The organism is Microcoleus sp. PH2017_35_SFW_U_B, assembly GCF_020737865.1.
Classification (GTDB): Bacteria; Cyanobacteriota; Cyanobacteriia; order Cyanobacteriales; family Microcoleaceae; genus Microcoleus.
Window position 1 is genome coordinate 53339 of record NZ_JAEQDE010000036.1, and the last position, 13828, is coordinate 67166.

General features: G+C 42.5%; 13 protein-coding genes. 6 read left to right on the forward strand and 7 right to left on the reverse strand.

The window, feature by feature from the left end:
* Window positions 1–154 precede the first annotated feature (154 nt).
* On the forward strand, window positions 155–1516 hold the full coding sequence (locus tag JGK36_RS09815; RefSeq protein WP_293196778.1) for an ATP-binding protein: 1362 nt from the start codon (window positions 155–157) through the stop codon (window positions 1514–1516).
* Window positions 1517–1707: 191 nt separating this feature from the next.
* On the opposite strand, the gene JGK36_RS09820 is transcribed toward JGK36_RS09815, so the two are convergent.
* From JGK36_RS09820 to JGK36_RS09830, 3 genes are all read right to left on the reverse strand, one after another.
* Complete coding sequence (locus JGK36_RS09820) at window positions 1708–2367, reverse strand: Uma2 family endonuclease (RefSeq protein WP_293176680.1); 660 nt, start codon at window positions 2365–2367, stop codon at window positions 1708–1710.
* A 68-nt stretch (window positions 2368–2435) separates the two neighbouring features.
* Window positions 2436–3011, reverse strand: a complete 576-nt coding sequence (locus JGK36_RS09825; protein WP_293176678.1) for a Uma2 family endonuclease — start codon at window positions 3009–3011, stop codon at window positions 2436–2438.
* 150 nt (window positions 3012–3161) lie between these two features.
* Entirely contained in the window at window positions 3162–3419 is a 258-nt protein-coding gene (locus JGK36_RS09830) for a BrnA antitoxin family protein (protein WP_293196779.1), read from the reverse strand.
* A gap of 222 nt (window positions 3420–3641) precedes the next feature.
* On the opposite strand from JGK36_RS09830, the gene JGK36_RS09835 reads away from it, so the two are divergent.
* From JGK36_RS09835 to JGK36_RS09845, 3 genes are all read left to right on the forward strand, one after another.
* A complete protein-coding gene (locus tag JGK36_RS09835) occupies window positions 3642–3986 on the forward strand; it encodes a PadR family transcriptional regulator (RefSeq protein ID WP_293196780.1) in 345 nt (114 codons plus the stop codon).
* A 1-nt stretch (window position 3987) separates the two neighbouring features.
* Window positions 3988–4671, forward strand: coding sequence for a hypothetical protein (locus JGK36_RS09840; protein ID WP_293196781.1), 684 nt, complete (start codon window positions 3988–3990; stop codon window positions 4669–4671).
* 100 nt (window positions 4672–4771) lie between these two features.
* Complete coding sequence (locus tag JGK36_RS09845) at window positions 4772–5026, forward strand: hypothetical protein (protein ID WP_293196782.1); 255 nt, start codon at window positions 4772–4774, stop codon at window positions 5024–5026.
* A gap of 51 nt (window positions 5027–5077) precedes the next feature.
* On the opposite strand, the gene JGK36_RS09850 is transcribed toward JGK36_RS09845, so the two are convergent.
* The 3 genes from JGK36_RS09850 to JGK36_RS09860 are packed head-to-tail and all read right to left on the reverse strand — an operon-like array spanning window position 5078 to window position 5971.
* Complete coding sequence (locus JGK36_RS09850; protein ID WP_293196783.1) at window positions 5078–5425, reverse strand: DUF5615 family PIN-like protein; 348 nt, start codon at window positions 5423–5425, stop codon at window positions 5078–5080.
* Complete coding sequence (locus JGK36_RS09855) at window positions 5422–5739, reverse strand: DUF433 domain-containing protein (RefSeq protein ID WP_293196784.1); 318 nt, start codon at window positions 5737–5739, stop codon at window positions 5422–5424. The genes JGK36_RS09850 and JGK36_RS09855 overlap by 4 nt, the downstream gene beginning before the upstream one ends.
* Before the next feature lie 25 nt (window positions 5740–5764).
* Window positions 5765–5971, reverse strand: a complete 207-nt coding sequence (locus JGK36_RS09860) for a type II toxin-antitoxin system HicB family antitoxin (RefSeq protein WP_293196785.1) — start codon at window positions 5969–5971, stop codon at window positions 5765–5767.
* Window positions 5972–6110: 139 nt separating this feature from the next.
* Between JGK36_RS09860 and JGK36_RS09865 the strand changes: the two genes are divergently transcribed.
* Window positions 6111–7937: a DUF262 domain-containing HNH endonuclease family protein gene (locus tag JGK36_RS09865; RefSeq protein WP_293196786.1), complete on the forward strand. Its 1827-nt coding sequence runs from the start codon at window positions 6111–6113 to the stop codon at window positions 7935–7937.
* Between the two features lie 47 nt (window positions 7938–7984).
* On the opposite strand, the gene JGK36_RS09870 is transcribed toward JGK36_RS09865, so the two are convergent.
* Window positions 7985–11980, reverse strand: a complete 3996-nt coding sequence (locus JGK36_RS09870; RefSeq protein WP_293196787.1) for a magnesium chelatase subunit H — start codon at window positions 11978–11980, stop codon at window positions 7985–7987.
* 640 nt (window positions 11981–12620) lie between these two features.
* On the opposite strand from JGK36_RS09870, the gene JGK36_RS09875 reads away from it, so the two are divergent.
* Window positions 12621–13607, forward strand: a complete 987-nt coding sequence (locus tag JGK36_RS09875) for a calcium-binding protein (RefSeq protein WP_293176662.1) — start codon at window positions 12621–12623, stop codon at window positions 13605–13607.
* The last annotated feature ends 221 nt before the right edge of the window (window positions 13608–13828 follow it).

The following is a 13828-nucleotide window of genomic DNA, read 5'->3' on the forward strand; positions in this document are numbered from 1 at the left end:
AAGTATTTGTATATATTGTCTAGCAAAAGGTAACTCTTGTATATCGGTAATGTCGGGACTTTCCTCAGACAAGCAGATCGGAAATGTCGGAATCTTGTCGGAAATGTCGGAAAGATCGGATATAATACGACAAATCCCAGCACACGACTGACTTATGGACATCGCAGAAGTCTTAAAACTCGCCGACGAACTAATCTTCGCGAAGACGGGAGAACATATAGACTATCTGCAAAAAGCTATCCTTGAAGGGACATTCCAAGGTCGGACATACCCACAAATTGCTGAAGAGACTCATTCCAGCGAAGGTCATACCAGAGATATTGGTTCGGAATTATGGAAAATACTCTCAGAGGGATTCGGAGAAGATATTACTAAAAGAAATTTTCGAGCAATATTAGATAGTGGTAAAATTTACAATATTTCATCACCTATAGGCAAGAATTTTGTAGAAATTAATAACGTCAATATTTGCCAAGAAAGGGCGAGAAGTCCAACAAATTCCCAAAACTCCCCACAAACTCCTAAACAACTCCACATAGACTTAGGCGACGCACCGGAAATATTCACCTTTTTCGATCGCACTTCTGAACTCTCCACCCTCGAAAACAGGATAACGCGCGATCGCACACGCCTCATTGCACTCCTCGGAATCAGCGGAATCGGCAAAACAACCCTCTCCCTAAGCCTAATCGATCGCATCAAAACCCAATTCGATTACGTCATCTATCGCAGCCTCCGCTTTTCCCCAACCCTAGACGCAACCCTCACCAACCTGCTGCAAATCTTTTCCCAACCATCCGAAATTCCCCAAAACATCGAAACCAAAATTTCCCAACTCCTCGATTACCTGCGAAAATATCGATGTCTGATTGTCCTCGATGACGTACAGATGCTTTTTAGCAGCGGACAACTCGCGGGACAATATAAAACTGGATATGAAGATTATCAGTTATTTTTTAAACTTATTGCCGAAGTTTGTCATCAAAGTTGTTTGATATTGAATAGTTGGGAAAAACCCAGAGAAATTGCCAGATTATCAAAAGATAATCGTCCCGTGCGATGTTTTGTATTGGGAAGTTTAGGAGTAGCAGCTAAAGAGATTTTGAACTCCCAAAAGTTATCCGATGAGGAAACATGGGAAACTTTGATTGATATTTATCAAGGCAATCCTCTGTGGTTGGAGTTGACTGCAACCCTGATTCGAGAGTTATTTGGGGGGAGAGTTGCGGAGTTTTTGCAGTGCGAAATGCCGATTTTAGATGAATCGCTGCAATTTCAATTATCTCAACCTTTTGGGCGTTTGACTCCGGCAGAGTTGGCAGTGATGATTCACCTGGCTAATCAACCTGAACCCGTTGGTGTGTCGCAATTTTTCAACAAAATACCATTTTCCCCGTCAGAAATAGTCAATGCAGTGCGATCTCTGGGAAATCGGTTTTTATTGGATGCAATAGAAGATGAAAAGATAACTTTGTTTAGTTTGAATCCCGTGATGAAACAGTATGTGCAAAGATGAAACGGCGGTTGAAACCGCGTCTACACAAACGAAGTCCGCCTCCGCGGACTGAAGAAAATAAGATAATTTCAACTGCCCGGTCTTCTTCAACCCGCGGAGGCGGGTTTTGTCTGTATAGACGCGGTTTCAACCGCCGGGTATTATGCCGTGTTCGTATCCGTGCTCGCGCCGGAGGTGGCACTACCGTTTCCCTAGGGTAGCTGATTCTGTAAGCGCGATCGTACCCACTCTCTAAACTCTCTAATTCTCGCATTCTCTCCCTTTTCTGAGTCTAAATTCATAAACTGTGCGAGTTCTTTGACAGGAAACGAGGCAAATGCCAAACTCGTTTCCGACTCGGCATAACCCGTATCAGTTAAAATGTTAATTATTAGTTTTCCTTTCTTCCAAATCCAAACTTCCGGCACTTTAAGTTCCGCATAAACCGCCATTTTATTAATAGATGAGCTAGTCAAATCCATTTCCACAACTAAGTCTGGCGGCGGGTCATTTTTGAGATCGATAGTTAACTTTCCCCGCATTAAAGCTTCATTTTGGATATAAAAACATTCATCAGCTTCGTTGCCAGCTTTTTTCGGTTCCGAACGCCAAGTAGATGATTTTAATCCGATAATTTCAATCCCAATTTCCTCAGAAAGTGCTACAATTAGCCGCCCGAGAGTCCAGCTATACCTCTCATGTTCTGGTAAAGGTACCATGAGTTCTAAAGTTCCCTGATAGTAAGTCATGCGCGGCGTTGAACGTTCCGCAAATATTTCTAACAAGTGTTCGTAGGTTTCCCAACTGATATCATGTAAAACGAGGTGAGAACCTGCAAGCTCTTCTTTACTGTACGTCAGGGTTTGAACCATTGCCAATACTCCACGAGAACTTTAACTCTATTTTACTCTATTGAACATTGGACAGGTGCGATCGCACTTTACCAAATCGACTCAAGATTCAGCACAAATCCGGGGAGAACATCTTCACCTGATACAGTGACTGGAGATTCTAACACTTCAACTTCTTGATTCGGACGATAAATTTCTACTTGTCGAGACTTGCGATTAATTAACCAACCTAAAACAGCACCATTATCTCGATACTCTTTCATCTTATCCTGAGTTTCTTTCAAACTATCACTGGGAGACATTAACTCGACGACGAAATCAGGACAAATTGGGGGGAATTTCTTTTGTTGTTCGGGAGTCAAAGCATCCCAGCGTTCTAATTTTACCCAAGAAGCGTCAGGCGCTCTATTTGCATTATTAGGAAGTTTAAAACCTGTTGAAGAGTCAAACACTTTACCCAGTTTTTTTTGCTGATTCCAAATCCAAATCTGTGCCGTTAATCCTGCATTGCTGCTTCCAGTTTCTCCTCCTGCTGGTGACATGATAATTAATTCTCCCTTAGCCGTGCGTTCCAATCTAATATTTTCATTCTCCTGACAGAGTTGAAAAAACTGCTCGTCTGTCAGCTTGATAATGGGGTTTAGGTTGAGGGTGAGGGTAGTCATAGCGGTATTTTATCGTGGCTAAACGACCTATATTAAGGATTGTAGCATTATTGAGTGAGTTGTGAGGGCGATCGTGCTTCGTAAGTAATGCTTTTGCTAAATGGTAAACCACAGGAATTGATACAGCATGATCCAGAGGATAATCCACATTTATTCACTGCTTTTTACGTGATGTTCAACATAAGACCGCAGCACAGCATTCATTAAAGATTGATAACCTTTCCCTTGACTTTTAAACCAATCTAATACATCGCGATCGACTCTTAAAGAAATAGCTTGTTTTGTTAGCGGTTTTACCAGTTTAGCTGTTTCCCAAAAACTCGCATCTAACTCAGAAATATCAGAGGTATCGATCGCAGATTCTGGAATATTTTCTAATTCTTCAAGTCGTTTGGGCGAGATAGTCATATTCAAACGGCAGAAATTGTATATACAAAACGTATCTACTTATAGAATAGCATAAAGGGCGATCGCTTCCTACTCATCTGCCTCCAATCCTGAAATGTCCGTGGCATAAGCGATCTGACAAGCGAACGCTAGCTTCAGCAACTCGATCTTAAAGTCCCTTGACACTATCAAATAGTTTGATATACCATTAGACATGAGATGAACATCAAATGACAGGAGAGTATGAAAAACAATCAAGATAGCATTTTTGATTTGTCGCCAAAAGAAGAAGCTGTACTCACATCAGTCTTTCACCGCGAACGTTACGGCCTGGAGATTATTGAGGCGGTGAAGGAGGCGAGTGGCGGGAAAATTAAACTCGGCTTTGGTTCCCTGTACCCAACCCTCCACAAGCTAGAGGAGAAAGGCTATTTAGAAGCACGCTGGGGTGATGAGACACCGGAAGAAAGAGGAGGTGCGCGGCGGAGGTACTACAGAATTACAGGGTTAGGTATGAAAGTTCTGGCAGATAAAAAGCAATTTCTCAACGATGTGGCTGGGTGGGAACCAGCTTGGGGAGGGGTATAAGATGAACGAGAAAACGTTGTTAACCAAAGACCAACTTATAATCGCCAGCATAGGTATCATCTCATTAATTTTCTTCAGCTTTATTATTGGTGATATGCTGGGTATAGTCTGCCTTTTATCTAATCATACCCTAGCAAAGACGCTATTTGGAATATTTCTGTTTTTTCCTGCCACTTTTATACTTGTTGTGGCACTTCTTTTTATGTCTTATGGAGTTTTTCATTATTTTTATGATGGTCGAGATACAGCGCTAGAAAAAGGCAGTAAAATGATTCTAAATTCCGTAGTTGCCATTTTTTTTCCTGGTATCTTCATTCTGGTGACTGATGTTATTTTTCTCAAAGTTCCGTTTGGCATCCATCTGTTGTTTAGTTACTGCTTCTTACAGCTTTTGCTATTTGGAACGAAGGTTTACATAGCACGGTCAGCCATACTAGAAGAAGATACGAATGCTCGGTTCATTGCTTTTATTGAAAATATCGTTCCAATACAATTTCAAGAAGAGTGGCTGGGTGATTTGCAAGAGCAGCATTATCAGTTAATCAAGGATGGCACTCCGCTGTGGAAGGTATATTTCATAACCTTACTCACAGGTTTAGGTTTAATTCAGTCTTATCTCTGGTTGGAATTCGATAAATTCGTTTCACGATGGATTACCAGAGCAAAAAAGGTTTTCTTGGGATAGACATTACAGCTAACAAGCAACGGTGAAAATTCTAGAAAAAAGGCACCGATAACTAACCTGGTGCCTTCATTGAAATTAAAACACACAATCATTCTAACATATGCCACAGATCAAACGTTTTAATGGTGTCAGAGTTCCCAACTCCCAACGCCGTCAGTTTTTAGCTACCCAAATTCTACTGGTCAAGATGGCAATTATTTGCTTTGCAGGTGGTGTGACTATTTACTATCAACAAAGTGTAATAGTAAGTACGTTTGCGTCAATGATTGCAGGTTGTACTGTAGAAATAATTGACGCTTACCGCGAACAACACAACGATCGCAAACCGCAAAAAAATGTGACTAGGGTGAAGTAATTTTGTGTTAGGGGTAAGGCACACCCTACCCCTATCCAAATAAGAAGTTGGCTATAAAGGTAGGTACTGAACGCGGTTAACTAAATCTTCTGGTTCGCTAACCTTAGCAACAATTTCTAAGTCACGAATGCAATCACCAAAAGTTACATTCTGTTGATGGGCATAGATAACGCCAGCAAAATTTACTGCTTCTTGCTGGCGGCTGTTACCTATGGCTAAAAAATCGTCGTCTTGTGTAAAAATAACACGCTGAAGATCCATTGCGCGATCGAGTATAATATGGTCTGGCGTGTTTTGATGGTTATCTTCTTGAGCTCTCAAAACATCTACATCTCTTTGTCTCAATCCCTTTGCAATCGGTAGAGGCACATTCTCATCCATGTACAAAGCTATAGTCATTTAATTAATCCTTGGGCGCGGAGTTTTTTAGCCAAAGGAGATTCGCCCGCTTCTAATCGCAACTTTTCGGCATAGTCGAATCGGCGCTGCATATCTGCATCAAGCTCTTGTTTATGATCCCAGTAGTAGGCTAAAGCAGAGTAAATTTTACTCAAAGTTAGGTGAGGATAGCTTTCCAGTAATTCTTCAGGACTCAAGCTGTAAGCTTTTACCGAAGTCATTAATTCAACTACTTTCATCGTAGTCCCTGTGATGATAGGCGTATTCTTCTCGTCTAATTCTACATATTTATATTCGGTTACAGTTAGTGACATAGTTTACCTCGTTAATGGAGCTAACTTAATTATAGGGTCGATCGGGTTCCTGTCCCAATTCTTTGCAAAACTCCAAATAATCATCGATCGAGTTTTGAAATTCTTGGCGCGCTTCTTCAATAGTTTGTGCTTGAAAAGTCACTATGTCATTAATGTCAAGCACTCGCCCGAAAAGAATTTCCGCTTCTAAATCTACTTCAATGTTAGCACTGTAACCTTTGTAAGTCATCATGGCTGTACCTGTTTTTTCTAGAATACTCCCTAAAGTCCGATTACGGGGAAAGCCGAGCAGCGATCCCTATACAAGCAAACATGAGGTTACTCTATGCTAAGATAATGGTTATTCCTTCAAAGGTTAACCAAAAATTATTATGGCAACTGCACCCAGAATTGAATCTCACAATTTAAGTATAGCCGATCTCTTTAAAGAGTTTTATGCAGTACCAGACTTTCAGCGGGAGTATGTATGGGCTGATGAAAATGTTGAAAAATTGCTTGTAGATATTATTGATGAATTATATGATAATGACGAACCACTAGAGGATAGCGAGTATTTTTTAGGCTCTCTTGTTGTCTATCCAGATAACGGAACTTTTCAATTAATTGATGGTCAGCAAAGGCTAACAACAATATATTTGCTTTTCTGTGCCATTCGAGATTTTGTGATTATTGAATCAGGAAAGACATCAAAAGCGATAGAAGGTTTAATAGCAGGAGTCGATCAAGATACTAAGACTGGTCTAGACATAGATAGATATCGACTAACTCTTCAATATGGAGATGGGGGCAAAGTTTTAGAAATTATTGCTGACAGTAAAAGTAATATTTCAAATATTGATAAAACAGCCTCTGAATCAGCTACTAAGCTGGTCGAGGCTTATGAAACAATTAGGGAATTCTTGTTGTCCCGTTTTGGGTCTAGTGTTGAAAAAAGGCTACAATTTTCTGGTACTTTTACCAGTCGAGTTAAATTAATTAGAATTGGAACGTTAAACTTGAAGAGTGCTCTTAAAGTTTTTGAGACAATCAACCATCGTGGAGTTGGGTTAAACTCTATGGACTTACTTAAAAACTACTTATTTATCAATACATCTAAACAAGAAAGTAAAGATTTAAAACTTCATTGGAAAGAGTTAAAAAAACGATGGGATAAAATGATTAATACGATTCATGATTCTAAAGAAGATCCTATGCGCTTCTTGCGTTACTATATTATGTCTCACTATGCAGTTAATTTGCAGAATAACTTTCCTGAAGAAGCTGTATATGATTGGTTTACTAAGGAAGGTAGCAGATATAAAATAGATAAATTTCCTTTGAAGTTTGTGGATACTTTAATCAAAGCAAGTGAAGACTTCAGCAACTTTACTAAATGTAAAAATGTTGATGGTTCTGATAATCAATTCTTGAAGAATATTAAAAAGCTACAAGGAAGGTATAGTCAACACTTTATCTTACTTCTTGCGGCAAGAGAACTGCCCAAGGATTTATTCACAGAATTATGTTATCACATTGAAAATCTTTTATTTACTTACACTATTACTCGTTCGACTCGTAAGGACATCAATATGATTCGTGATTTTTCCCAGTGGAGTCAAGACCTACTGCAAGTAAAAAATCGAGAACAATTTGAAGCTTTTATTGAATTTTATTTTATAGATAAATTCGTATCTTTATCTAATGAGTTTAATTCTGCTTTCCGTGAATTAACAGAATCTAAAATAGCTACATATCGTATTCGCTATGTACTAGCTAAAATAACTCAATTTGTGGACAACCAAGCTTACAGTAATGCTAGCCAGTTAGATAGATACTTAGATAAATCAATAACTATTGAACACATACTACCAAAATCAGTCAACCCTGAGCTGAGAAGTAAATTTGACAAACCGAATGAGTATGGTTCTTATGTTGAAAAGCTTGGTAACTTGGTTCTTTTAGAGAAGACAATCAACAGTTCTCTTTCTGACTCGACCTATGATGCTAAGAAAAGCGGTTATAAGCAGTCACAGCTTTTGCTCCCTCGTTCCCTTGTTGAAAAGCCTGGTGTAGGGAATAACACGCAATTAAACCGTACTGTAAATCATCTTAATCTTACTCAGTTTGATGTTTGGGATTCCAAAGCCATAGACAAGCGTCAAGAAATGCTCGTTAACTTAGCTAGGCTAGTATGGGGATTTGAAACACAAAATAAGTAGTTTATAGAGAATGTAGAGGCAGGCCCGAAAGCCTGCCTCAAACTATCCTATTCTACCCCCTCAATCCGATCCTCCACCTCCTGATACAACTCACGCAACCTGTCCAAATTACTCTCCGAAGTCTCCCAATAACCCCGGCCATTCACCTCAAGCAAAGTGCTCACAATCTTGCGGAATGAGTGAGGATTTAAGTTAAGCAAACGCTTCTGCATCTCCTCATCTTGGATAAACGTACCGTTCACATCCTCATACACCCAATTATCCACAGCGCCCGCAGTCGCACTCCATCCAGTCGTATTCACCAGACGCTTAGAAATCTCCCGCACGCCTTCATATCCGTGCGATAACATCCCCTCGTACCACTTCGGATTCAGCAGCTTTGTCCGCGAATCTAAACGCACGGTTTCTGATAGCGTCCGTACCTGGGCGTTGGCTGTTGTGGTATCAGCAACGAAGGATGTTGGTTTCTTGCCATCGGCGCGCAAACTGCCGATCAGTTTTGTCGGATCGGAGTCGAAATAGTGCGACACGTCGGTTAGCGAAATCTCCGCAGAATCTAAGTTTTGGAAGGTGACTTCAGCAGTTTTTAAGGATGATTCAAAAATCTGCCTGTCTTGTTCCATTGTTCCGGGATTGTCGGAAGAAAAGGCGAAGGATTTGCGGGTTAGGTACATTTCCTGCAACTCGGCTTCGCTTTCCCAAGTGCTGTTTTCTACCGCCAAGTTGACGTTAGATGAATAGGAACCGGAAGCATTGGAAAAGACGCGGGTGGCTGCTTGGCGCAGGTTAATTCCCATTTCTTCGGCTTGCTTCAATGCGTGTTTGCGGACGAAGTTCATTTCTAAGGGTTCGTCGGCTTCTGCTGCCATTTTCACGGCTTTATCTAACAGGTTCATTTGGTTGATGAACAAGTCGCGGAATACGCCGGAACAGTTAATTACTACGTCGATTCGAGGCCGTCCTAATTCTTCTAAAGACAGCAATTCCAGTTTGTTGACGCGGCCTAAAGCGTCGGGAACTGGCTTCACTCCCACCATCCACATTACTTGCGCGAGGGATTCGCCGTAAGTCTTGATGTTGTCGGTTCCCCAGAGCACAACGGCGATGGTTTCGGGATAGTTGCCGTCGTTATCAGTGCGCTGTCTTTCTAATAGCCGATCGACTACAACCTTAGCAGACTTAATCGCCCCCGTCGTAGGGATTGACTGCGGGTCCAAAGCGTGCATATTCTTGCCAGTCGGCAAAACATCCGGGTTGCGAATCGGATCGCCGCCTGGGCCGGGGATAATGTATTCGCCCTCTAACGCGCGTAACAGTGCGCCTAATTCGTTGTCGGCGCAAACTTGCTGTAAGCAGAATTCGAGATACTCAAAGAGCGGTTTAATTAGCTCTACATCGACTTTTTTGTAACCGGCTGCGTGTAAGGATTCAATCCAAGGTGTTTTCTTGCCCATGTTGAAGAAATTTAACTTGGAAACTAGGGAAACTCGACCCTCAGCATCGGTTTGTTCTTTGACTAAAGCGGTGACGGCATCGCGACAGGCTAAGGTGATGTTTTGCAGCAGTTCGACATCTGCTAAAATGCCTTTGTCGTTGTTGGTGTAGATATCGTCAATATTCCGATCGCAACTTAGAGCAATAATCCGCGACAAACTGACTAATCCGTCTTCTTCCCGGTCTAAATTAGCGATATTGACGAGTGTTGCGATCGCCTCTTCCGCAGTCGGTGGCTTCCCAACAACGTGCAAACCACAAGGTAACAACCGCGACTCAATCTCCATCAACTTGCGGTAAACCAAGCCAACTAAATTGTCCCGATCCTCCGCAGTCATGCCCGCAGCAACGCCTCTTTCCTGTTCCGGAGGTAAGGCGATATCCTTGTCCAAATTGACCAAACGGCATTTTTCGACGATCGCATCCACAATCGGCACACCCCGGCCCGTATCCTTCAAAGTTTGATAGGAAGCAATCAACTCGCTGAGTTCCTGCAAACCTTTGTACAAACCAGCATTTTCAGCCGGAGGAGTCAGATAGCTGATGGTTTCAGCATAACTGCGACGCTTAGCAATTGTTGCCTCGCTGGGATTGTTCGCGGCGTAATAATAAAGGTTAGGAATTTTGCCGATCAAACTGTCGGGATAACAATCGATAGACATTCCCATCTGCTTACCAGGCATGAATTCTAGGGAACCGTGAGTGCCGAAGTGCAGCACCGCATCCGCACCCCAAATGCGCTCTAAATAAGTGTAGTAAGCAGCAAAACCGTGGTGCGGACTAGCAGAACGAGAGAATAACAACCGCATCGGATCGCCTTCATATCCAAAGGTAGGTTGCACTCCGATAAATACGTTGCCGAAATGTTTGCCGAAAATCAGCAAATTTTGTCCGTCGCTGTTCAAATGCCCAGGAGGCGGGCCCCAATTTTCTTGCAAACGTTCCGAGTAAGGAGTGAATTCTTCGTATTCAGCTACCGACATCCGGTAAGCAATATTCAATTCCGGGCTTTGGTATTGGGCTGTTGCATCGTGGATGACTTCTTGCATCAGTTTTTCGGCGGAATCCGGCAGTTCTGGCAAGTCGTAACCGTTACCTTTTAGGGCTTTCAATACTTCGTAAATTGAGCCGAAAACGTCCAAGTAAGCGGCTGTGCCGACGTTGCCTTTGTCGGGCGGAAAGCTGAAGACTGTGATCGCAACTTTCTTGTCTAATTTTGGTTTGCGCCGCAGCATTGCCCATTTCATGGCGCGCTGGGAAATCGCCTCGATTCTATCTTGCAGGGCGATCGCCTTTCCAGTTGCGCCATCTCTACCCGACAAAATAATTGGTTCGATCGCACCATCCAACTCAGGAATCGCCACTTGCAAAGCAACTTGAATCGGGTGCAAGCCCAAATCGCTATTTTCCCACTCTTCCGTCGTTTGGAAAACCAGCGGCAAAGCCACCATATAAGGGCAGTTGAGCTTTTTCAAAGTCTCGATCGCCTTTGGGTGATCTTGTTTCGCCGGGCCGCCAACCAACGCAAAACCAGTCAGAGAAACTACCGCATCTACGATCGGCAGCGGTGCCACACCTTTGGGCCCAACTTCCAAGAAAAAGCTTTCAACCGGTTTCGAGAAGTCCAAACCGCCTGCAAAAATCGGTAACACCCGCGCCCCCATTGCCTCCAATTCCTGCACAATTGCTACGTAGTGCGCGTCATCTCCAGTAACTAAGTGAGTGCGCTGCAACACTAAACCAATGCAAAGTGCGAGGGGATCTTTGAGGTCTGCGGAAATATCTTTGCGGGCATTATACCAGTTCAGATATCCTTTGACATCCTCAAACATGGACGGTGCTAAAGGATGCCAAATCCCCATGTCGGGGTAGACAACAGGTTCTTGAAAAGTTAACTGTTCCTGGCCTTTGAATACATATTTATGTGACAGCATCAGCAAGAAGTTTTCCAAGTTTTCTTGGGAACCGCCCAGCCAATACTGGAAACTTAGCATGAAGTTGCGGGCATCTTGAGCTTTGTCGATCGGCAAATATTTCAGCACTTTCGGCAAAGTTTGCAGCAGTTTCAGCATTCCGTCTTGGAAGGAACTACCGGATTTTTCCTTCCGTTTTTTCATGAATTCGCCGATCGCGCTTTTGCTTTGTCCCAACTGCGCCATCGAGAAACTGCCCATTTTATTGAGTCGCATCACCCCAGGCATCGACGGGAAGACGACGGCGACATCCAAGCTGTCGCGCAGCGGTTCCACAGCCGCTACCACTTTTTCGGCCAAATCTTCGATAAAAATTAGAGAAGCAATAAATACATTGGCATCAGCCACATCCCGCTTGAAGGCCTCGTAATTTTCCGGGCTGCGGAGTTCTTCGATCAGATAGCCGCTGATTTCTATTGCCAGATTCGGATTTTTGTTATTTATCGCTCGAACCGCTGCGGAGAGGGCGCTTTGATACTGCGGTTCTAGTACGACATAGACCACCTTCATGAGCGATCGCCCCTGCAAGTTTTCCGGCACGACGTGGCGAATGGTGGGCTTGACGTGAGTGAACATCCGGTTAGGCTCCTTTAAGATGCTGTTTTCGGCAATCGGGAATTTTTTTGTCCCCTAAGCATTTTTACCAGAAAACGCTTGCCATTAGGCGATTCGATCCTGCTAATTACACAATTCGACAAATTTATTGCAATTTTTAGTTACATTATTTTACAAATTCCTTGAGCAAATGCTCCAAATTATCTTTACAAAAATTTACTTGACATATCTTATAAAATATGTTTAAAGCAAGCTATCATAAAAAAATCCCCAAAAATCAACAAACCTTTGAGAAAAAAAATCCCGAAACAAGCTCGAACTTTTGTATAACAGATCATACTTGCGATAGAGCAGTTAATTGAGGGGGAAAAGGCATAATCTATGAACATAGAATAAAAAATTCTAGTAATTTGTATGTCACAAAACTCAATATTTGCCTAGGAACTTAAAACCATTTTATAACTTCTGAATTCTATACAGTATATGCCAGGTTTATGAAGTGCAGTAGGGACAAGGCAATGCCGTGTCCCTACCGGAATTTCTCGATCCGAGGCGTACTTCATAAACCTGGAATCTGCTGTAAGTTCCCGATCCGCGATCGAGTCAATGAAAAGCTAATTGGTATTCACAATCAAGCTCATCAAAACCATAGGTATAAAACATGGCTAACTACGCAATTTTCGACGAAAAATACTACCTCGCCCAATATCCTTGGGTCAAACCGGCCATTGATGCCGGAGTAATCGCATCTGGCAAAGAACACTTTGAAAAATTTGGTAGAGCAGGTGGCTTAACTAAAGTATCGCGTTATTTTGACGAAGCTACTTACCTTGCAGGCAACCCAGATCTCGCACCCTTTGTCAAAACTGTCAACCCAAACGCGCCTTTTGCCACCGGCCTCGATCACTTTATTCAGTTCGGTTACGATGAAGGACAGCGCCGCACTAAAGTATCGCCTGAGTACAACGAAGATTTTTATTTGGCAAATAACTCAGAATTGCGATCGTTTATCGGGGCTAATGCACCTTTCAAATCAGGATACCAGCATTTCATTCAATTCGGGGCCAAAGAAGGCCGTTTTGGAACTTCATTTTTTGAACCGGAATACTTAAAGAAAAATCCTGATATTGTGCCATTTGTCAACTCTGGAAATTTGAAAACTGGTCGGGAACACTACTTCAATTTCGGGAAAAACGAGCCAAGCCGCGACGCAACTTTTGTTGGCAGCCGTAGCAACGACATTATCACAGGCGTTGGCGTGGGGAATACCGAACTTGTGGGAGTAGAAGTAGGTATCGATCGCAACGGAAACCGGCAGTATGAAAGCTTTGGAACTAATGAATTCGATGTCCTAATTGGCAGCCCGGGAGTTGATACATTCGTCCTCGGAGTTCCTGCATCAGCCGGGAATCCCTCCGCCGCAGCGCTGTATACAGGTAACGGTCAAGCTACGATTCGCAACTTCGACATAGAAAATGATTTGATCCAACTGCAAGGAAATTCTTTAAGCGGTTACAGCCTGACTCCTGTTGGTGGCAATTTGTCAATCCAGCGTTTTGGAGATGTACTCGGCGTGATTGAAGGAGGTGCAAACTTGAATTTGAGTTTCATCCAATCTAATGGTAACGGTACTTTCGCGATCGGTTAGTCATTGGTCATTAATCATTAGTCATTAGTCATTAGTCATTGGTCATTAGTTGATACTGATGATTGATGGCTTTTGAGTTTTCTTGCGATCGCCCTTTTGTGTCTACCAGCAAAAAAAATGCTGCTAGATAATACTTAACTTGACATAATGAGCTAGTAGAGTTAGTAATAGTGGGTTGATTTTAACAAACAAATCTGTAGACTAAAAATCAGGTAAATGGC